We start from the raw sequence: 22,065 nt of genomic DNA on the forward strand, positions 1-22,065 counted from the left end.
AACTATCTCCTTTTAAACCTATTTGTTTTTCAAAATCAATGGATATTATGGTATGATATAAATTGGTTATTCGATTTGGAGGATAATTTATGTTAACAAGTTCAACTATTTTTTTAGTAATTTTATTTCTGCTAGGTTATATAGCAAAAAACCAAGCAATAATGGTTGCCGTATATATATTGTTTGGAATGAAATTATTAAAATGGATGATAAACTTTTTCCATATATTCAAGATAAAGGTATTGGCTGGGGTGTCATTATCATAACTGTTGCTGTACTGATTCCAATTGCAACAGGTGAAATAGGCTTTAAAGAGTTACTGCAAAGTATCAAGTCCTACCATGCATGGGTAGCATTAATCGCAGGTATATTTGTTGCTGTTGTTGCAAAGCATGGGTTAACATTGCTGGCTGATGATCCACAAGTCACTGTGGCACTGGTACTTGGTACCATTATTGCTGTTGTTGTCTTCCAAGGTGTAGCTGTCGGACCATTAATCGGTGCAGGAATTGCCTATATTATTATTAAAATATTGGAAAGTATCCCTTTTATCAAATAATTAATATAGTACAAGCTATGAATCAAAGTAAGTTAATATGATGATTTTTAATCGTTTCCATTTACTATCTTTTTTTGTTTGTTTATAATAGGCATGGGGATGTTCCAAAGTAACTAGTAATTATTGTTTTTGATGATAATAGAAAAGCAATAAGGATAAGAAAAGGAGAGGGATTTATATGTCAACAACGAAAGGGCTCGAAGGAATAGTTGCAGCTGAGTCGAAGATAAGTTCAATTATTAATGATCAATTGACATATGTTGGTTACACCATTGATGATTTAGCGGAGCATGCTAGTTTCGAAGAGGTTGTCTTCTTACTATGGTTCAAAAGACTTCCAAACAAAAATGAATTAGCAAAATTTGATGAAGAACTATTTGAAAATATGACGATATCAAATGCAATTGTGGAACATTTTAAATCATATGATATACATAATGTTCATCCAATGGCTGCTCTTAGAACGGCTATTTCTTTATTAGGTTTGTATGATTCAGAAGCAGATGATATGAGTGATGAAGCAAATAATCGTAAAGCGATACGTTTGCAAGCAAAAGTAGCTGCTATTGTATCTGCATTTTCCCGTATTCGCGATGGGAAAGAAGTCGTCCAACCAAAAAAGGGATTAAGTTATGCAGCTAATTTTCTATACATGTTAAATGGAAAAGAACCGATAGATTTAGAAGTAGAAGCAATTAATAAAGCATTAGTGCTACACGCCGATCATGAGCTAAATGCCTCTACGTTTACCGCAAGAGTATGTGTCGCTACATTATCAGATATTTATTCAGGGATTACTTCTGCAATTAGTGCTTTAAAAGGACCATTACATGGTGGAGCTAATGAAGCGGTTATGAACATGCTGCTTGAAATTGGTGAAGTCGATAATGCTATTCCATATATTAAAGATAAAATGGCAAACAAAAGAAAAAATTATGGGTATGGGGGGGCACCGAGTTTATAAGACAGGTGATCCTCGTGCGAAACATTTAAAGAAAATGTCAAAAGAATTAACCGCACGTCATGGCATGGAGAAATGGTATGAAATGTCGATAAAAATCGAAGATTATATTAAAGAAGAAAAAGGTTTACCTGCAAATGTTGATTTCTATTCCGCTTCGGTGTACCATAGTTTAGGGATTAAACATGATTTGTACACACCGATTTTTGCAATGAGCCGTTTCTCAGGGTGGATTGCACATATTTTAGAGCAATATGAAAATAACCGTTTAATTAGACCTCGAGCTGAGTATGTTGGTCCACAAAATCAAGTGTATGTGGATATTAATAAACGTTAACCATTTTCTTATGAAAATGTTATAAATATTATTTAAACTTTAGGAGGAATTTGAGTTATGGGAGAAAAAATTACAGTAGAAAATGGTGTTGTACAAACACCTAATAAACCTATCATCCCTTTCATTGAAGGAGATGGGACCGGTCCAGATATTTGGGCTGCAGCTAAACGTGTATTTGAAGCAGCAGTTGAAAAAGCATATAACGGTGAAAAAGGAATTGAATGGAAAGAAGTTCTTGCTGGTGAAAAAGCATTTAACCAAACAGGTGAATGGTTACCACAAGAAACATTAGATGTAATTCGTGAAAATAAGATTGCAATTAAAGGTCCTCTTACAACACCAATTGGTGGAGGTATCCGTTCTTTAAACGTAGCATTACGTCAAAAATTAGACCTGTTTGCTTGTCTTCGTCCTGTTCGCTGGTTTGATGGTGTACCATCACCTGTAAAACATCCAGAAGATATTGATATGGTTATCTTCCGTGAGAACACTGAGGATATTTATGCTGGTATTGAATGGCAAGAAGGTTCTGATGAAGTGAAAAAAGTGATCAACTTCCTTCAAACTGAAATGGGTGTAACGAATATCCGTTTCCCTGAGACATCTGGTCTAGGTGTGAAGCCAATATCAAAAGAAGGTACAACTCGTCTTGTACGTTCAGCGATTGAATATGCGATTAGTGAAGGTCGTAAGAGTGTTACATTAGTACACAAAGGTAATATTATGAAATTTACTGAAGGTTCATTTAAAAACTGGGGCTATGAACTAGCTGAGAAAGAATTTGGCGATAAAGTATTTACATGGGCTGAATATGATAAAATCGTAGAAGATAAAGGTCGCGATGCAGCAGATAAAGCACAGGCTGATGCAGAAGCTGCAGGACGTATTGTTATCAAAGATGCGATTGCAGACATCTTCCTACAACAAATCTTAACACGTCCAAAAGAATTTGATGTAGTTGCTACAATGAATTTAAATGGTGATTATATTTCAGATGCACTCGCTGCTCAAGTTGGTGGTATCGGTATTGCACCAGGAGCAAACATTAACTATGAATCAGGACATGCCATCTTTGAAGCGACTCATGGTACTGCACCTAAATATGCGGGGCTTGATAAAGTTAATCCTTCTTCTGTTATTCTTTCAGGAGTATTGATGTTAGATCATCTTGGATGGAAAGAAGCTAGTGAGCTTATCCTTAATTCTATGGATAAAACAATCGGTTCTAAAGTTGTAACATATGACTTTGCTCGATTAATGGATGGTGCAACAGAAGTAAAAACATCAGAATTTGCTGATGAAATTATTAAAAATATGGCTAATGATAAATAAGCAGCCTATTAATAAAACAAAATATTAAATTAAAATCCGAACGATGATACGAATTCTGTAAGAATTTATTCTCGTTCGGATTTTTTTCATTGCACTACAGAAAAATCATGTTCACTAACTGATCTGATAATTATGAAATGGTATGAATGTTTAACAACCGCTACAGCTTGTCCACTTCCTGCTTCTCCTAATGTAAAAATAAAGTTAAGAAATGTAAATAAAATTTTACATATATTTCTTGTTTTTATTGTCACTTGCTATTCACATTATCTGTTTGCGCATGTATGATAATGTTAATATAGATATTAGATGGGGGGTGCTGTTATGGAAGAGAAAGTATTAATCGTTGATGATGAACAATCTATTGTAACTTTATTACAGTATAATATTGAAAAATCCGGTTTTAAAACAGATACAGCTTTAGATGGGATGGAAGGATTAAATAAAGCAAGTACGGGAGAGTTTGATCTTATCATTTTAGATTTAATGCTCCCTGGAATGGAAGGTACTGATGTGTGTAAAGCACTGCGCCAAAAACAAATTGATACACCAATATTAATGTTAACAGCAAAAGATGACGAATTTGATAAAGTGCTGGGATTAGAACTTGGTGCAGATGATTATTTAACAAAACCGTTTAGCCCGAAAGAGGTAGTTGCACGAATAAAAGCAATACTAAGAAGAACGAAAAGCCGTGAGACAACCGTTGAACAGCCTTTTATTAAAATTTCAGACCTCCTGATATATCCCCCCCAACAATATGAAGCAACCATTAAAGGAGAGGCGCTAAGCTTTACTCGTAAAGAATTTGAATTATTACATTATCTCGCTAAACATAAAGGGAAAGTTTTGTCACGTGACCAACTATTGAGTGCAGTGTGGAATTATGATTTTGTTGGAGATACCAGAATCGTTGACGTGCATGTTAGTCATTTGCGTGAAAAAATTGAACCAGATACGAAACATCCGGTATATATCAAGACAATTAGAGGACTGGGTTACAAAATGGAGGAACCATATTAATGGATTCTAATAGAAGGATCAATTTGTTTTATCGCTATATCTGGATGATGGCTGCAGTATTTCTATTAATAGGCGTGGTGATTCTTCCCTTAGTATCACAAGAGGAAAAATTCTTTGTGTTAATTTCTTTAATTATTGGATTTATTATTTTATTAGTTTTAATTTATCATATGTTCGAAAACTATGTTCGACCTATAAGATCATCTATTAATGTAACAAATGAACTTGTTAAAGGTAATTATAATGCTCGTACATATGTTAAGCCATATGGAGAAGCGCAACAATTAAGTAATGCAATTAATGTGTTGGCACGAAATCTCCAAGAAATGTCTATTCAGGAAAAAATGCAAGGAAGTCAATGGAAAACCGTTTTAAACAATATGGAAAGCGGTTTGATGTTAATTGATGAGCGTGGTTATGTTCATTTAATTAACCGCAAATTTTTGAAAATGTTTGGGAAAAAATCAATTGATTATATTGGATACTTATATTATGCCGGGTTAGAAGATAAAAATATCCATAAGGTTGTACAGGAAACATTTTTGTATGAAGAGAAAATGATTGGTAATATCACGATAATGATACATGGTGAAAGACATTATATTGAAGTAGTAGGAGCACCTGTTATTAATGATATGAAAGAACTAAAGGGTGCAGTTCTTGTCTTTCATGATATCTCGGATCTCAAACGTGTGGAAGAAATGCGCAAAGATTTTGTTGCTAATGTATCTCATGAATTAAAAACACCAATTACTTCGATTAGAGGATTTGCTGAAACATTGTTAGAGGATGACGAAACAAATGAAGAAATTAGAAAACAGTTTCTCGATATTATTTTAAAAGAAAGTACTCGGCTTCAATCATTAGTACATGATCTCCTTGAATTATCCAAAATTGAAAAGGAAGAAATGAAACTTTCTACTAAATTGATCGAAGTAGACGAGTGGCTACAAAATAGTATGACGTTAATTGAGCAGCAGGCAAGTAAAAAGTCTCTTCAATTTTCTAGGGATATTCAACCGAATATTCGTTTTTATGGTGATCCTGATCGATTGGAGCAAGTTTTGCTGAATTTACTTTATAATGCAGTAAATTATACAGGTGAAGGTGGTAATATAGTATTAACGATTAAAGAAACAAGCAATCGAATCGAAATAAAAGTAGAAGACTCAGGTATAGGAATCCCTATAGAATCTAGGCAGCGAATATTTGAAAGATTCTATCGTGTAGATCGAGCAAGAAGTAGAAATACCGGGGGGTACCGGGCTTGGCTTAGCCATCGTCAAACATATCGTAGAAGCACATCAAGGTAGTATAACTGTTACAAGCGAAGTCGGTAAAGGGTCTAGTTTTATAGTAAAATTACCTAGAAAATGGTGAGAGAAGATTTTATGCCTTCTCTCACTTTTTTATGGTAAAGTTTTGTGTAAATTGAAATCGCTATAATTTCGTGAAACTTTTTGTATAGTTATTACGTAATAAGATTATATATGGTACATTTTAATAGGAATAAAGTAGTAAAAGGGGGAAATAAAATGACGTTAAAGCAAATATACAGCTGGCTGGGTATAATCGTCGCTGTAGTGGTATTAGGTTTATTTGTGGCAACGAGTTGGTATACCGTCGATGAATCAGAACAAGCTGTTCTCATTACCTTTGGAGAAGCTGAAGATGGAACCACTGAGCCTGGTTTACATTTTAAACTGCCTTGGCCAATCCAGACCGTTGAAACTTTATCAAAAGAAACGTTTAGTTTAAACTTTGGATATGATCCGGAAAAGGAAGAACAAGCTAATATTGTTCGTATGATAACAGGTGATGAAAATATTCTGCAAGCTGATTTAGTTGTTCAATGGAAGATTATCGACCCTAGTAAATATTTATTTAACTCCGATAATCCACAGCAGGTTCTTTATAATGCCACATCCGCTTCTTTAAGAAGTATTATTGGTTCTTCCACTATTGATGAAGCACTTACAGATGGAAAAGCAGAAATAGAAAATGAGGTATTGGATTTATTAGTAAGTCTTATGGAAGATTATGAAGTTGGCATTGCAATTCAGGATGTAAAATTACAGGAAGTAGATTTACCTAATGAAGAAGTGCGGCAAGCTTTTATGAAGGTTACAGATGCACGAGAAACAATGAATACAAAGAAAAACGAAGCGGATAAATATCGAAATGAAATCTATGAAGAAGCGCTAGGGGGGAAAAAGACGCTATCATCTCTCGCGCAGAAGGAGATAAAATAGAACGAATTGAAACAGCACGTGGTAATGTAGCAGGTTTTAATGCTTTGTATGATGCATATCAGGATAGCCCGGAAATCACAAGACAGCGTTTAGTCTTAGAAACATTAGATGAGGTTTTGCCTGATGCAAACATCTACATTATGAATGATGAAGGGAATACTATTAAATATTTACCACTTGGTCAAAATGGTACTACATCTATGATCCCTCCAGTAACAAATTCTGCTGAAGAAGATGAAAATACTTCGAAGGAAGGGGGAGGCGGAAACGAATGACAGAGAACAATAATGTGTATGAAATGAAAAAAATGTCACCCAGGGAAATTCGACGTGTAGTAAAAATGGGTATAATAATTTTGCTTAGCATTGTACTTTTGATCGTATTTATTAGTAGTATGTTCGTTGTAAAAGAGGGCGAATATAAGGTTGTTCGTCAATTTGGGGAAGTGGTGCGAATCGAAGATAATCCTGGATTAAATTTTAGGATTCCGCTGTTACAATCGATAACAACTTTACCAAATAAAAAGCTAATATATGATGTAATGGAGCGTGAAATTAATACACTAGACAAAAAACGTATGATTATTGATAATTATGCGATTTGGGAGATCACAGACCCAGCTTCAATGATTGCAAATGCTCGTACAGACTTAGGAGCAGAAGCTAGAATGGGAGAGTTTATTTTTTCTGTTATTCGCTCAGAGTTAGGATCCATGGATTATGATGAAATTATTAATGAAGAAGGAAGTACACGAGGTGATCTTAATCAAAGAGTCACAGAACGAGTAAATACACTATTAGAACGGGATAATTATGGTATTCAAGTGGATGACGTGCGCATTAAACGAACAGATCTTCCAGAAGAAAACGAACAATCTGTTTTCAATCGAATGATTTCTGAACGTGAAACAAAAGCACAGCAATATCTTTCCCAAGGGGGGAAGCAGAGAAAAGCAGAATCACTGCCACCGCAGATCGGGACGTAACAGAAATGTTATCTAAAGCAAACGCAGAAGCTGAACAAGTACGGGGCAGAGGGTGAATTGGAAGCTGCTGAAATGTATAATAAAGCGTTTGAGCAGGATACTGAGTTTTACCAATTATACCGCACATTGGAATCCTATAAAAAAACAGTCGATGGGGGGGAAACAACAATTATAATCCCACAAGGATCACCATATGCTGATATCTTATTAGGATTTTACGAATAATCAAACAGTCAGGTGACGATAATGTTGCCTGGCTTTCTTTATTGCTTCCAAGCATGGTAAAATATAAGCAATGTATGGAATTGAAAAGGAGATCACTAATATGACAAATAAATTGATTTTAATTGACGGTAATAGCATTGCGTATCGAGCTTTTTTTGCTTTGCCATTATTAAATAATGATAAAGGCGTATATACCAATGCGGTTTACGGATTTACCACAATACTGTTAAGAATTTTAGAGGAAGAACAGCCGAGCCATATGCTTGTTGCTTTTGATGCAGGTAAAACGACTTTCCGCCATCAGACATATAAGGAATATAAGGGTGGACGTGAAAAGACACCATCTGAATTAAGCGAACAATTCCCAATTTTGCGTGAATTGCTGGATGCCTTTCAAATTAAACATTACCAATTAGAAAACTATGAAGCGGATGACATCATTGGCACGATTGCGAAACAAGCAAAAGCTAAGAATTGGCAAGTCAAGGTTATTTCGGGTGATAAGGATTTACTGCAACTTGTAGCAGACAATGTGGATGTACAGCTAACGAAAAAAGGTATTAGTGATGTGATGACATATACACCTAAGATATTATTAGAAGATATGGAAGTCACTCCTGAGCAAATTCTTGATTTAAAAGCGTTAATGGGAGATAAATCTGATAATATACCAGGTGTTCCAGGCGTAGGACAAAAAACAGCAATAAAGTTGTTAAAGCAATTTAACACACTGGAAAATCTCTATGACCATTTAGACGAAGTTACAAGTGAAAAACTAAAAGAAAAATTAGAAGCCAATAAAAAGGAAGCATTTATGAGTAAAGAGCTGGTAACGATTGACCAGGATTCCCCCCCGATTAAAATTTCAGCGGATGATACTAAGTTTTCGGGATATCAAGATCAAAAGTTGAATGATTTTTTTAAAGAATTAGGTTTCAACTCTCTTTTAAACAGAATTGATGGAGCGGAAGAAGACAGTGTAACAACAACCTTAGAAGCTTTAGAATATGAAATAGTAACAGAAGTGAAAGAAGATCTTTTTACTGGTCAGGATGCATTTGAAATTGAAATCTTAGACGAAAATTATCATACGGAAGAAATGATCGGGGCTGCAATTGTCAATGAGAAAGGCCACTTTTTTATTCCTGTTGATATGATTGAGAAGTCAGAGGTATTCAAAAAATGGGCAGAAGACGAAACTCAAAAAAAATATGTATTTGATGCGAAAAAAATTACCGTTTTGTTAAACCGGCTATCGATTTCGATTAAAGGGATTTCGTTTGATATTTTATTAGCATCTTATTTAATTAATCCATCAGAAAATAATCATGATGTACCAGCAATTAGTCATCGATTTAATGAGAAAAACATACGTTTCGATGAAGAAGTGTATGGTAAAGGAGCTAAGAAGGGATTACCAAGTGATGATAAAGACTGGCAGGAACATATTGTTCGAAAAACAAAAATGATTAGCAAATTAAAAGTGCAAATGGAACAAGCATTAAAGCAAAAAAAGCAATTGGCATTATTAATTGATCTAGAACTACCTCTTGCCTTAGTATTAGGCAAAATGGAAGCTACAGGTGTTAAAGTCGATGAACAGCGTTTGAAAGATATGGGGGAAAGAATTAAAGGAGCGACTAGACAAGCTCGAAGAAGAAATTTATGAATTAGCAGGAGAGCCGTTTAATATAAATTCGCCAAAACAATTGGGTCCGATTTTATTTGAAAAATTAGAGCTGCCGGTAATCAAAAAAACAAAGACAGGTTATTCGACTGCGGCCGATGTGTTAGAACAGTTGCAAGGCAAGCATGCTATTATTGATAAGTTATTATTGTATCGCCAATTAAAAAAATTAGACTCTACTTATATTTCTGGTTTATTAAAAGTGATTCATAAAGACAGCAGTAAAATTCATACTCGTTTTAACCAGGCGTTAACACAAACTGGAAGATTAAGCTCGATAGATCCTAATTTGCAGAACATACCGATCCGAATTGAAGAAGGCCGTAAGATAAGACAAGCATTTGTACCATCTAATAAAGGCTGGAAAATGATTGCAGCTGACTATTCGCAAATTGAACTACGCGTGTTAGCCCATATTGCGAAAGATGATAAGTTGCAGGCAGCATTTAATGACGATAAAGATATTCATACACAGACAGCAATGGATGTTTTTCATGTCATGGAAGAGGAAGTTACCTCTAATATGCGACGTCAAGCAAAAGCGGTTAATTTTGGTATTGTATATGGTATTAGTGATTATGGACTTTCCCAGAGCTTAGGAATCACGAGGAAGGATGCTAAAACCTTTATTAGTCGATATTTGGACAGCTATCCAGGCGTTCAGGCTTATATGAAAGAAATTGTTCAAGAAGCTAAACAAAATGGGTATGTATCCACGATAATGAATCGTCGACGTTATCTGCCAGAGATAACAAGTCGTAATTTTAATTTAAGAAGTTTTGCTGAAAGAACGGCTATGAACACTCCGATTCAAGGGAGTGCAGCAGATATTATTAAATTAGCAATGATTGAATTGGATTACCAGTAAAGAAAGAAAATTACCAGGCAACTTTGATACTGCAAGTACACGATGAGTTGATATTAGAAGTGCCAGAAGAAGAAGTCGCTGTTATTACTAAATTAGTTGTAGATGTGATGGAGCAAGCGATTGAATTAAGCGTGCCATTGAAAGTGGATGTCGACTATGGTGAAACATGGTATGACGCCAAATAAAGAGTAGGAGTTTTGACAATGCCGGAATTACCTGAAGTAGAAACGATTAGACAAACATTAAAACAGTTAACCATAGGAAAAACGATTCAGACAGTTGATATATATTGGCCAAAAATTATACAGGAACCAGATGATTATCATCATTTTATTGACTTAATTAAGAATCAAACGATCCATGACATTAGAAGAAAGGGGGGGAAGTTTCTACTATTTGATCTAAATCAACATGTACTAGTTTCCCACTTGCGTATGGAAGGAAAATACGGGGGGGTATATCCTCAACGTGAAGAGTTAATGGCCCATACGCATGTTGTCTTCCATTTTACTGATGGAACAGATCTGCGTTATCGGGACGTTCGTAAATTAGGTACGATGCATTTACAGGAAAGAGGGACAGAATTAACGAAAAAACCGCTTCTATTGGTAGCTCAAGATCCATTGGAAGCTGATTTCTCACTTCAGACTTTTCAAAAGAAAGTACAAAAAAGTGAACGAAATATTAAAAACATTTTATTAGATCAATCTGTCATAGCTGGGCTGGGTAATATATATGTTGATGAAACGCTGTTTATGGCAGGCATTCATCCATTGACAAAAGGGTTAAGTGTAACGGATGAACAAGTGATTCAAATAGTAGAAGCATCTGTTGCTACACTAAAAGATGCTGTTAAACAAGGAGGCACAACCATAAGGTCTTATGTGAATTCGCAAGGGCAAATTGGTATGTTTCAGCAAAAACTTAATGTATATGGCCAAAATGATAAAGCATGTCGTAAGTGCGAGGATACTATCATGAAAATAAAAGTAAATGGACGAGGTACCCATTATTGTCCGAGCTGTCAGCCAATTTAGCAGTTCATATTTTTACTTATGATTATGAGAGAGAGCTCCAAAGTTATAATTGGAATATCATAGCGACATTAAATCGATGAATGTTTCTTTCGTATTTTAAAATAATAAATATGGATAAGCTTCTTAAGTATAAGGGAGTGTGTCATTTGATTATCGGATTAACAGGTAACATAGCAACTGGAAAATCAACCATAAGTAATATGTTAGAGACTAAATACAACATTCCAGTTATTGATGCTGATAAAATTGCAAGAGAAGTAGTAGAACCCGGTGAAGAGACTTTATCAATTATTGCAGAGACGTTTGGAAGACAGGTGCTTTTAATTGATGGAACACTTAATCGTAAAAAACTGGGCGAGATAATTTTTCAGGATGCATCGAAAAGAGAGACGTTAAATAATATCGTCCATCCAGCAGTTAGAGAAAAAATGGATATGAAAAAAAACAGCTGCTTCAAAAAGGATTTACAACCATAGTGTTGGATATACCTCTTTTGTTTGAAAATGATCTGACGTATTTGGCTGATAAAACAATGGTAGTTTATACGCAAGAAGATATTCAATTACAGCGATTGATGGAGCGTAATCAATTGACGGAAACAGATGCAAAAAATCGAATGAATGCTCAAATGGCTTTGAAGAAAAAATGCGAACTAGCGGATGCGGTAATTGATAACAGTGGTACAATCGAATATACAGCGGAACAACTTGAGGAAATTTTGAACGAATGGGGGGGATTAAATAATCAATAAGGGAAAAATAAAAAAGCGCAATTTGTAAAAATTAACTTGTCAAAATCGACAAAAGTAGATATAATTCTTTTGCACGTCTTTATTAGCTAGACTATCTCGAAATATGATATGCTAGGTACTAAGAACTTTTGAATATAGGCGATCGTATGAATGCTTAAAGGGTTAGGATCTCTCTGGACTAACTTTCCCCCCCCGTGGCAGCTCATCCATTATTATTCGAAAGAACCTGTAAAAAAAGGGGGAATTACACATGGATACAATGGGTAGACACGTTATTGCTGAATTATGGGGGTTGTAATATTGATTTATTAAATGACATGGAACGTTTGGAAAAAACGTTTGTAAATGCGGCACTTAAAGCTGGTGCGGAAATTCGTGAGGTTGCTTTTCATAAATTTGCACCTATGGGCGTAAGTGGTGTTGTAATCATTTCTGAATCACATTTAACAATCCACAGCTTTCCGGAACATGGTTACGCAAGTATTGATGTATATACTTGTGGTGACATTATTGATCCGAATGTAGCAGTAGATTTTATTGAAGAAGAATTGGAAGCAAAGACAACGGAAAAATTAGAAGTCCCAAGAGGCATGGGCGCTATTCAAATAAAAAATATAAAGGCACAATAAGTGGCTGAGACAAAAGTAATTTATTATAAATAAAATCCGAACGATATGCAAATTCTCCGATTGAATTTGCTATCATTCGGATTTTTTAATTGCATATAAGGAAGATAATGCGACATAACTTCAATTTACTGAGTAGTAATTTTGAAATTTATATTAGGTGTAACAACCACTTCGGCTTGTTACGCAGATATACCATATCAATATTATCTTATAAGTTAGTGCGCATTATCTTCCTTGTGTTCATTTTGATTCACACACATCATTCGGCTTTATGCTGGAAAGTAATTGATATGTCCCACCCTTTTTTCGTTCAAACAAAATAATGGATTCAAAGGTAACATCTCATAAAGAATTTAGCGTAACAAATAGAGATTAATCGTTTTCTTTTCTAAAACGTGTTAAAATAAATATTAAATAAACTACATAACGAGGTGTAATAATATATGTCATTCCGTAACACGTTAAATAAGAATTTTAATAATCACTCAGAGACGCGAGATAAGCATTGGGATCCAGCTCTTCAAACCCATTATTTTAAAACAACTAGAGATAAAGCTTTTGATAAACTAGAGCCTTTATTCAGCAATATGAAAGAATGTGAAATTATTGGTATCTCAAAGGATCACGGTGAAATTAGTTTTAATTACAAAGCTGGAAGAAAAGCATTTATTATTATGACCATTATTATGGTAAAACCTTATCGTACAGCAATTGATATTTCTGCAACAACAGAATCAGCTGTCCCATTTGACTTTGGCTATAGTCATAAACTAATTCCTAAACTTTATGATAAAATAAAAAAAGAATTAGATTATGTTGGAACGAAAGAATAAAGAAACAAAGGATGATTAAGGTTGCGGTGTCCACATTGTCATTATAAAAACACAAAAGTATTAGACTCGAGACCAATTGAAGACGGCCGTTCTATACGTAGACGAAGAGAGTGTGAGTCATGTACTTTTCGTTTTACTACATTTGAGAGAATCGAAGAGGTACCATTAATAGTAGTAAAAAAGGAAGGTACAAGAGAAGAATACAGTCGCGATAAATTATTGCGCGGCTTGATTCGAGCATGTGAAAAAAGACCTGTTGCATTAGAACAGTTAGAAAACATTGCAGTAGAAATTGAAAAAGAATTGCGTAATCGTGGAACATCTGAAGTAAAAAGTGATGATATTGGAGAAATGGTGATGGATCGATTAGCAGATGTAGATGAAGTAGCATATGTAAGGTTTGCTTCTGTGTATCGTCAATTCAAGGATATCAGTGTGTTTTTAGATGAATTAAAAGATTTAATCCGTAACGATAAGAAGTAATAACGGTTAGAAAGGGGGGGCTATATATATATGGAACTAGGAGACATCGGGAAATTACTACCTTCAGAATTATATATAGTCCATACTTCTCAGGAATTGTCGCTATCTTATACAAACGCTCTGACACATCTTTATCAGCCTCTCATAGGCATTGATGCATTGTCACTCTATCAAACACTGTATACGGAGTCTGCGCTAACTATAGACTATCAGACGCACCATATGCTGATGAATTATATAGGTTTACCCCCCCTCGATCGAATCTATCGAGCTAGACGAAAACTAGAAGCAATAGGACTTTTGCAAACTTATGAAGATGAGCAGGAAGAACACAAAGTCTATAACTATCTGTTACATCCTCCGCAGTCTGCTCAGCGTTTTTTCGAAAATGACTTTTTAAGCCATTTACTATACCATCAACTAGGCAGTGAAAAATATAAGAAAATCAAACAAGCCTTTGTAAAACAAACGGGTTATACAAAAGAGGAAAATGAAACAACTGCTCGCTTTGAAGAAGTATTTCAATTAATTGATAGACAGCCAAGTAAAAGCCAGCTTCAGGCTCAGGAACAGACAAGTGAAATACCAATGGAAGAAAAAGTCGACTTTGAATGGCTGGAGCAAATGCTGAAGCAGCGAATGTTACCTGTCGATCGAATTTTAACACCTGACACACGCAAACTAATTAACCAAATGATGGTAGCGTATGATTTATCCAATCAGGATATCGAAAAAGCATTAATCTGGTCAATAAATGATGAAAATCAATTGTTAACGAATGAATTTAAAAATGCATGTATGGATTTGATAAGTGGTACAAAGCAAAAAGTTTCATTGCATGTAGCTTCAGATAAACAAAAGGTAGCATCTAATCCATCAATGAACACCGCTAAATCTAAAGAAGAGCAGTTCATCGAGATGTTAGAGCATATATCACCAAGACAGTTATTACAAGATCTGTCAGATGGGAATCAACCGTCTCAGCACGATTTAAAAGTCATAAGTGAAGTGATGACAAATCAGGGACTGAATCCAGGTGTTATGAATGTTCTGATTCATTATGTACTATTAAAAACCGATATGAAGCTTTCAAAAGGTTATTTGGAGACAATTGCGAGCCATTGGGCGCGTAAAAATGTTAAGACAGTAAGGCAAGCGATGACTTTGGCAAAATCTGAAAATAAGAAATACCAGCAATGGACAACTAGTTCAAAATCGAACCAGCGCTATCAGTATAAAAATGCTAAAAAAGATATCGTTCCAGATTGGTATAAAAAGCAGAAACAACAAGCGAAAAAAGACACGAAACCACCTGCATCCACAGCTGAAAAAGAAAAAACAGCTAAAGAGGCAGATAAGATGCTAGCGCAATACCTAGCACAACAAGCTAATGATGAGTAAGGGTGATAGCCATGGAACCAATTCAATCAGCGATGAAGAAATGGATAAATTCAAATAAAAGAATAAAAGATAATGTTAGTCAACAGCGCAGCAATGTGCTAAATGATCCTGATATTAAAAAGGTGCTAAGTAATCATCTGGAGTTAGATGAACAGGATATCAATCGGCATCTTATGAAATTGTATGAGTATCAACAGGCATCTAAAAATTGTGAACAGTGTCCACATGTCAAGGGTTGTAAAAATATTATTAAAGGTTATACCCCCCCACAATTAGATATAGATGGTAAAGATATATCCTTGAGATATGAGAAGTGCAAAAATAAAATTCATGAAGAAGCACAGTTGGAGAAAGAAGCGTTAGTTGGGAGCCTGTATATTCCAAAAAAGATTAAGCAAGCGAAATTAGGGGGGGATATGGATTCTTCTTCCTACGAACGTAAAGCAGTGGTTAGAGAAATAATCGAATTTGTTCAAAATCATACAAATGGGACTTTTCATAAAGGATTGTATATACATGGTCCATTTGGAACAGGGAAATCCTTTATTCTAGGTGTGATAGCGAATGAATTAAAAAATCGCTCTGTAAAATCAGATATTATTTATATGCCAGAATTAGTAAGGGAAATGAAAGCATCAATTAAGAATGACAGCTTACAGTCAAAGATTGAACGATTTAAGAAAGTAGAAGTTCTGATGTTAGATGACATTGGTGCTGAATCGATATCTTCCTGGTTTAGAGATGAGGTGCTAGGTGCCATCCTCCAGTATCGAATGATGGAGGATCTTCCTGTTTTCTTCACATCTAATTATAATTTAGAACAGTTGGAAGAACATTTGGCAACTTCAAATAGAGGAGATGTAGAGACAATTAAAGCTGGTCGAATTGTGGAGCGAATAATGCAATTAAGTAAACCTCTGGAACTTACAAATCGTTATCGAATGAATGAATAACAATAACTTCTGTCTAATCTTGGGACAGAGGTTATTTTTTCAAGTATCACCCATATAATTATATCAGTTTGATGGTGATGAGGGTGATGATACTTGTTGGAAGTATATTTTGAGCAAGATACTGAAGCAGATGTGTTTTATCAGATGCTTAAGAACGAAGGGGGGGATAAATGGAAGGTTTTACGGAAACGAATGAAACGAACACATATTCAATTAATCCCTGTAGTTGAAATGGAATGGGAAGAGAAAAGAAGACATTTAGCTCTGTTATTAAGTATGGTATTTATTCAGTGCAGAGAACTTGCGATGATCCGACAAATACTTAAGAAGAAATACTATTTTTCGAACGAAGATGAGATTGACAGAATTACCTCCATAGCCATTTCTTTACTGGAGAAAGATGAAGCAATATATGAGGATAGAATTCACCAACATGAATTACGGGATATTTTAACCACTATTTTCACGTTGCAAATGGATACTGAATTTGTTCGATTTGATTCAATTGTACATTTTCGTTTACATCATTACATCGATCAATTAACAGAAATGGTTGGACTGGCTATTGATGAATTTAAGCGCGAAGAAGAGTATCAAGCATTTATTGATTCAATTAGGGAATTCGTGAAAAGAAAACATCCTGAGGAAGATGTATTGCATGTATTACAGGGTCCGCAATTTCAAATATTCAGAGAGGATGGTGAACGTTATACAATAAAAGACTTACAAGATTTAAAAGCAAAGTTTCCGTTATTTATTTTTGGCCTGGAAAATGAAGAATGGGATATTTCCCCCCCACTAATTATGCTAGCACCAAATCATATTCATATGTACGGTGAGGATCTGTCAGAAGCTAGAACTCATACAATAATGACTATTTTCCAAGAGCGATTCAGTTTTTATTCAAAGGAATTTTTCCCTTTTTATTATGATGAAAAAGAATCTTGATTTTTCACGTGACAATCGTTATAATAATTGCATAACATTAAAATTTTGCATTGATAAGGACAAGATAGTCTGTAAGGCGTATCATTAGAGAGGGAAACCATAGCTGAAAGTTTCCTGTATGACCACATTCTATTACCACCTTTGAGCACTGCTATGGAACACTTATGTAAGTAATTAGCAGCGATTCGTCAACGTTATCGACTTTTCAATGAGCTGCACGTTACGTGTAGAAAATTGGGTGGAACCACGGGTATAACGCTCGTCCCTTTACAATTAGTATGGGGGGGATGGGCGTTTTTATTTATCCTACATTCTGAATGAACTATTAATAAAAAAAGGAGAGTTTGACTTATGAGTAACATTCATATTACATTTCCAGATGGAACAGTAAAACCTTTTGATCAAGGGACTACTGGTGAAGAAATCGCAGCTTCGATTTCTCCTGGATTGAAAAAGCAGGCATTAGCAATAAAATTAGACAATACATTTTATGATTTACGTACACCATTGGAGACAGATGGCACCATCGAGATTATTACGGTCAAGAATGAAGATGGGATTGAAATATTACGACACTCAACTGCACATTTAATGGCTCAGGCTATTAAGCGTCTATATGATAACGTGAAGTTAGGTGTGGGTCCTACAATAGAAAGTGGCTTCTATTATGACATCGATATGGAAGAAACCATTACCCCAGAAGATCTGCCCCCCCGTATAGAAAAAGAAATGAAACGCATTGTCGATGAAAACTTAGAAGTGGTTCGCAAAGAAGTAAGTCGTAAGGAAGCAAAAGCGATCTATCAAGAAATCGGTGATGATTTAAAACTGGAATTATTAGAGGCGATTCCTGAAGACGAAACTGTTACAATTTATGAGCAGGGTGAATTCTTTGACCTTTGCCGTGGTGTTCATGTTCCACAAACAAGCAAAATAAAGATCTTTAAATTGTTAAGTATTTCCGGAGCATATTGGCGAGGGGGGGATAGTAATAATAAAATGTTGCAGCGTATTTATGGTACAGCTTTTGAGAAACAAGGACAGTTAGATGAATATCTGCGTATGCGTGAAGAAGCGAAAGAACGCGATCATCGAAAATTAGGCAAAGAGCTAGGTATCTTCACCATTTCTCAAAAAGTGGGACAAGGATTACCATTATGGTTACCAAATGGCGCCACAATCCGTCGTACAATCGAACGCTACATCGTAGATTTGGAGGAACGCCTTGGTTATAATCACGTCTATACACCTATTTAGGTAGTAAAGAGTTATATAAAACTAGTGGTCACTGGGATCATTATCAGGATGATATATTTCCTCCAATGCAAATGGACAATGAAGAACTGATTTTGAGACCAATGAACTGTCCTCATCATATGATGGTATATAAAAATGACTTACACAGTTATCGCAACTTGCCAATACGAATTGCCGAGCTTGGAACCATGCATCGTTACGAAATGTCTGGAGCGTTAGCAGGTCTTCAGCGTGTGCGTGCCATGACGTTAAATGACGCCCATATTTTTGCTCGTCCTGATCAATTGAAAGATGAATTTATTCGTGTAGTAGAATTAGTGCAAAATGTCTATAAAGACTTTGGCATTGATGATTACTATTTCCGTTTATCTTATCGTGACCCTGCAGATACAGAAAAATATGTAGACAATGATGAAATGTGGGAAAAGGCTCAAAGCTTATTAAAGGAAACAATGAAAGAGATGAAGTTAGAATATGTGGAAGCAGATGGTGAAGCAGCGTTTTATGGTCCTAAACTCGATGTTCAGGTCAAAACAGCTCTTGGCAAAGATGAAACCTTATCGACCGTGCAGTTAGATTTCCACTTACCAGAACGCTTTGATTTAACATATATCGGAGAAGATGGAAAAGAACATCGGCCTGTTGTGATTCATCGTGGTGTGGTATCGACAATGGAACGCTTTGTAGCTTTTCTGATAGAAGAATACAAAGGTGCCTTTCCGACATGGTTAGCTCCGATTCAAGCAAGAATTATTCCTGTATCTGCAGAGGTTCATTTTGAATATGCGAAAAAGGTGGAAGAGGAATTACGTTTCGCAGGTGTTCGAGCAGAAGTAGATGAACGCGATGAAAAAATTGGATATAAAATTCGCGAAGCCCAAACCGCTAAAATTCCATTTGCATTAATTGTAGGTGATAACGAAATTGAAGCAAATGCAGTCAATGTTAGGCGATATGGTGAAAAGAATTCTGACACGATTCTATTAGAAGATTTTAAAGCCTTAATTAAAAAGGAAATTCAAGATAGAACATTACGCAATAAGTAACAAATAAAGTCTGGAACAAAGAAAATTTAAAAAAATCAAATCCGAACGATGATACGAATTCTACCCGGATTAGAATTCGCCATCGTTGGGATTTTTATTAAATAATTACCATATTCAGTTAGTGAACATTTAATTCTTTAATAGCTTTAAGACAAAATAAATCTGTACTATACATATTATGATTTATTATGGAGAGTATAAAAGTGAATTTTAAATATAGGAGGTTCACTATTGTGCAAAATCAAATGCAAGGAAATACACAGATGTCCCAAACAATGAACAATCAAGGAACAAGCCAAAATCATGGAGCACATGAGATGCTTGATTCACATGAATTAATTGGTAATATAATTGGTATTTTAGAGCAGTATCAGCTCTACAATCAGCATATACAAGATCAGGAATTAAAGGATATCCTGCAGCGCCAATCTTCATTTATGATGGAGATGTACAATACCATAGTAGAAAGTTTTCAGACTGGCCAAGATCCTCAAGTTCCTACAAAACAGTATAAAATGGAGCAAAGTAATGAAGTTATTTATGGAATGAGTGCAGGGCAGCCCAAAAAACCAAAACAAAATATTAACGAATTTTCAGATGAGTGTTTTTCTTCTTTTATGTTAGGACATACAAAATCGGCAGGTTCTGCACTTGCAATGGCAGGGGGGGCTGAAATGAATAATCCAATATTACGCAGGATTATAGCAGATAGTGTACCGAATATGATTGAAATGAGCTATGAACTGTTTCTATATCAAAATAAAAAAGGTTATTATCAAGTTCCGAAATTAAATGATCAAGATATGAATGTTATGCTAAATGCATACACGAAAGCACCACAACAAAATATGCATTAATAAAGAAAGATGGAAACGGAGTGATCTTCGTTTCCATCTTTCTTTATTGGAAGAAGCTTACTTTCTGTTTTTAATACATTGGTTGACACGGGGGGGGTGTGGTACGTGCTATGATATTAAGAGTGAATTAAATATGATCTTAAGACAAGTAGAAGCACCCGCTTCTCACCTGATTGACACACAAATGTAGTTAACAGGTACAATAAGTCCGACTTATTTGTAATGAATATTGGATGTGTGGGTGCAACGTGTACCGACACTTTTTTAATGTGAAATTTTATAACTTGTCTCGCTAAAATGATCATGTTTCATTACGCTTTATTAAATTTCGGAGGTGGCTGATTATTAGCAAAGATATGAACGTCAATGAGAATATTCGCGCACGTGAAGTTCGTCTCATTGATTCAAATGGGGACCAATTAGGTGTTAAAACTCGCCAAGAAGCGTTAGATATTGCTCAAACAAGAAATCTTGATTTAGTTATGGTGGCGCCAAAAGCAAAACCACCTGTATGTCGTATCATGGATTTTGGTAAATATCGTTTTGAGCAGCAAAAGAAAGAAAAGGAAGCACGTAAAAATCAAAAAATTATTAACTTGAAGGAAGTTCGTTTAAGCCCAGGTATTGAAGAACATGACTTTCATACAAAGCTTCGTAACGCACGTAAATTCTTAGAAAAGGGAGACAAAGTAAAAGTCTCTATACGCTTCCGTGGACGTGCGATTACCCATAAAGAATTAGGTCAGAAAGTATTAGAACGTATGGCGGAAGAATGTAAAGATCTTTCCACTGTGGAGCAAAAAGCCAAAATGGATGGCCGCAGTATGTTTATGATGCTTGCACCTGTAAACGAAAAAAAATAACTCGCACTTGTTAGCGACAAGTTAAATAGATTTAGTTTCAAGGAGGAAGTAACAATGCCAAAAATGAAGACACACAGAGGTACAGCAAAAAGATTCAAGAAAACAGGTACTGGAAAGGTGAAACGTTCGCACGCATTTACAAGTCACATGTTTGCTAACAAGACTCAAAAACAAAAGCGTAAACTACGTAAATCAGCTATTTTATCAGCTGGAGATTACAAACGTATTAAACAAATGCTACCTAAATAAGGTGGTACAGCTAATGGGACAGTTCGGAAATCGATCCAAATTTTGTGATGATTCCGTGCTTGACATTATAAAGAATAACATTTCACAACAGATTCGTTGATTTAAATAGGAGGGTATTATTATGCCACGTGTTAAAGGTGGAACAGTTACGCGTCAGCGTCGCAAACGTATTTTAAAGCTAGCAAAAGGTTATTATGGTGGAAAACATGCACTATTTAAAACTGCAAAACAACAAGTAATGAAATCAGGTCAGTATGCATATCGTGACCGTCGTCAGAAAAAACGTGATTTCCGTAAATTATGGATAGCACGTATCAATGCAGCGGCGCGTTTGAACGAACTTTCATACAGCCGTTTCATGCATGGTCTTAAACTTGCAGGTGTCGAAGTAAACCGTAAAATGTTAGCAGACTTAGCAATTAATGATGAAAAAGCATTTGCTTCACTTGCTGAAAAAGCCAAATCAGCTCTAAAATAAGATAGTTAATAACAACGGATAGTTCTTACCTTAAGAGCTATCTGTTTTTTT

At 35.3% G+C, this 22,065-nt stretch carries 14 protein-coding genes, 8 pseudogenes and 2 other annotated features; all 22 genes and pseudogenes read left to right on the top strand.

Annotated features, from left to right (window positions below):
• Positions 1-89 precede the first annotated feature (89 nt).
• The 22 genes and pseudogenes from JCM21714_RS07480 (at position 90) to rplT (ending at position 22,014) form a co-directional block, all read left to right on the top strand.
• Positions 90-559: pseudogene (locus tag JCM21714_RS07480) on the top strand (DUF441 domain-containing protein).
• 178 nt (positions 560-737) lie between these two features.
• Positions 738-1,857 (top strand): annotated as a pseudogene (gene citZ, locus JCM21714_RS07485) (citrate synthase).
• A 57-nt stretch (positions 1,858-1,914) separates the two neighbouring features.
• Complete coding sequence (gene icd / locus JCM21714_RS07490) at positions 1,915-3,189, top strand: NADP-dependent isocitrate dehydrogenase (RefSeq protein ID WP_035723025.1); 1,275 nt, start codon at positions 1,915-1,917, stop codon at positions 3,187-3,189.
• Between the two features lie 324 nt (positions 3,190-3,513).
• Positions 3,514-4,212, top strand: a complete 699-nt coding sequence (locus JCM21714_RS07495) for a response regulator transcription factor (protein ID WP_035723028.1) — start codon at positions 3,514-3,516, stop codon at positions 4,210-4,212.
• On the top strand, positions 4,212-5,525 hold the full coding sequence (pnpS, locus tag JCM21714_RS07500) for a two-component system histidine kinase PnpS (RefSeq protein ID WP_268748311.1): 1,314 nt from the start codon (positions 4,212-4,214) through the stop codon (positions 5,523-5,525). The genes JCM21714_RS07495 and pnpS overlap by 1 nt, the downstream gene beginning before the upstream one ends.
• Positions 5,503-5,592 (top strand): hypothetical protein, encoded by a 90-nt coding sequence (locus JCM21714_RS22900; RefSeq protein ID WP_268748312.1) that lies wholly within the window; start codon positions 5,503-5,505, stop codon positions 5,590-5,592. Before pnpS ends, JCM21714_RS22900 begins: the two co-directional genes overlap by 23 nt.
• A 155-nt stretch (positions 5,593-5,747) precedes the next feature.
• Positions 5,748-6,739 (top strand): annotated as a pseudogene (hflK, locus tag JCM21714_RS07505) (FtsH protease activity modulator HflK).
• Positions 6,736-7,674, top strand: a pseudogene (gene hflC / locus JCM21714_RS07510) (protease modulator HflC). The pseudogenes hflK and hflC overlap by 4 nt, the downstream one beginning before the upstream one ends.
• A 100-nt stretch (positions 7,675-7,774) precedes the next feature.
• Positions 7,775-10,414: pseudogene (gene polA, locus JCM21714_RS07515) on the top strand (DNA polymerase I).
• Positions 10,415-10,432: 18 nt separating this feature from the next.
• Positions 10,433-11,266 (top strand): DNA-formamidopyrimidine glycosylase, encoded by an 834-nt coding sequence (mutM, locus tag JCM21714_RS07520; RefSeq protein WP_035723030.1) that lies wholly within the window; start codon positions 10,433-10,435, stop codon positions 11,264-11,266.
• A gap of 110 nt (positions 11,267-11,376) precedes the next feature.
• Positions 11,377-12,017, top strand: a pseudogene (gene coaE / locus JCM21714_RS07525) (dephospho-CoA kinase).
• 250 nt (positions 12,018-12,267) lie between these two features.
• Positions 12,268-12,646, top strand: a pseudogene (gene speD / locus JCM21714_RS07530) (adenosylmethionine decarboxylase).
• Positions 12,647-13,089: 443 nt separating this feature from the next.
• On the top strand, positions 13,090-13,479 hold the full coding sequence (locus tag JCM21714_RS07535; RefSeq protein WP_035723032.1) for a hypothetical protein: 390 nt from the start codon (positions 13,090-13,092) through the stop codon (positions 13,477-13,479).
• A 21-nt stretch (positions 13,480-13,500) separates the two neighbouring features.
• Positions 13,501-13,962 (top strand): transcriptional regulator NrdR, encoded by a 462-nt coding sequence (gene nrdR / locus JCM21714_RS07540; RefSeq protein ID WP_035723034.1) that lies wholly within the window; start codon positions 13,501-13,503, stop codon positions 13,960-13,962.
• A 30-nt stretch (positions 13,963-13,992) separates the two neighbouring features.
• Entirely contained in the window at positions 13,993-15,363 is a 1,371-nt protein-coding gene (locus tag JCM21714_RS07545) for a replication initiation and membrane attachment family protein (RefSeq protein ID WP_035723037.1), read from the top strand.
• Between the two features lie 11 nt (positions 15,364-15,374).
• Entirely contained in the window at positions 15,375-16,316 is a 942-nt protein-coding gene (dnaI, locus tag JCM21714_RS07550) for a primosomal protein DnaI (protein WP_035723038.1), read from the top strand.
• 93 nt (positions 16,317-16,409) lie between these two features.
• On the top strand, positions 16,410-17,264 hold the full coding sequence (gene ytxC, locus JCM21714_RS07555) for a sporulation protein YtxC (RefSeq protein WP_035723041.1): 855 nt from the start codon (positions 16,410-16,412) through the stop codon (positions 17,262-17,264).
• Between the two features lie 41 nt (positions 17,265-17,305).
• Positions 17,306-17,534, top strand: a binding site (T-box leader).
• 81 nt (positions 17,535-17,615) lie between these two features.
• Positions 17,616-19,567, top strand: a pseudogene (gene thrS, locus JCM21714_RS07560) (threonine--tRNA ligase).
• Between the two features lie 245 nt (positions 19,568-19,812).
• Positions 19,813-20,424 (top strand): spore coat protein, encoded by a 612-nt coding sequence (locus tag JCM21714_RS07565; RefSeq protein ID WP_035723062.1) that lies wholly within the window; start codon positions 19,813-19,815, stop codon positions 20,422-20,424.
• A gap of 140 nt (positions 20,425-20,564) precedes the next feature.
• Positions 20,565-20,696 (top strand) — a sequence feature (ribosomal protein L20 leader region).
• An 84-nt stretch (positions 20,697-20,780) separates the two neighbouring features.
• Positions 20,781-21,287 carry a translation initiation factor IF-3 gene (gene infC, locus JCM21714_RS07570; RefSeq protein WP_035723043.1) on the top strand — a complete coding sequence of 169 codons (507 nt, stop codon included), beginning with the start codon at positions 20,781-20,783 and terminating at the stop codon, positions 21,285-21,287.
• Between the two features lie 54 nt (positions 21,288-21,341).
• On the top strand, positions 21,342-21,536 hold the full coding sequence (gene rpmI / locus JCM21714_RS07575) for a 50S ribosomal protein L35 (protein WP_035723046.1): 195 nt from the start codon (positions 21,342-21,344) through the stop codon (positions 21,534-21,536).
• A gap of 121 nt (positions 21,537-21,657) precedes the next feature.
• Positions 21,658-22,014, top strand: a complete 357-nt coding sequence (gene rplT / locus JCM21714_RS07580; RefSeq protein ID WP_035723049.1) for a 50S ribosomal protein L20 — start codon at positions 21,658-21,660, stop codon at positions 22,012-22,014.
• The last annotated feature ends 51 nt before the right edge of the window (positions 22,015-22,065 follow it).

This window comes from Gracilibacillus boraciitolerans JCM 21714 (assembly GCF_000521485.1).
GTDB classification, from domain to species: Bacteria; Bacillota; Bacilli; order Bacillales; family Amphibacillaceae; genus Gracilibacillus; species Gracilibacillus boraciitolerans.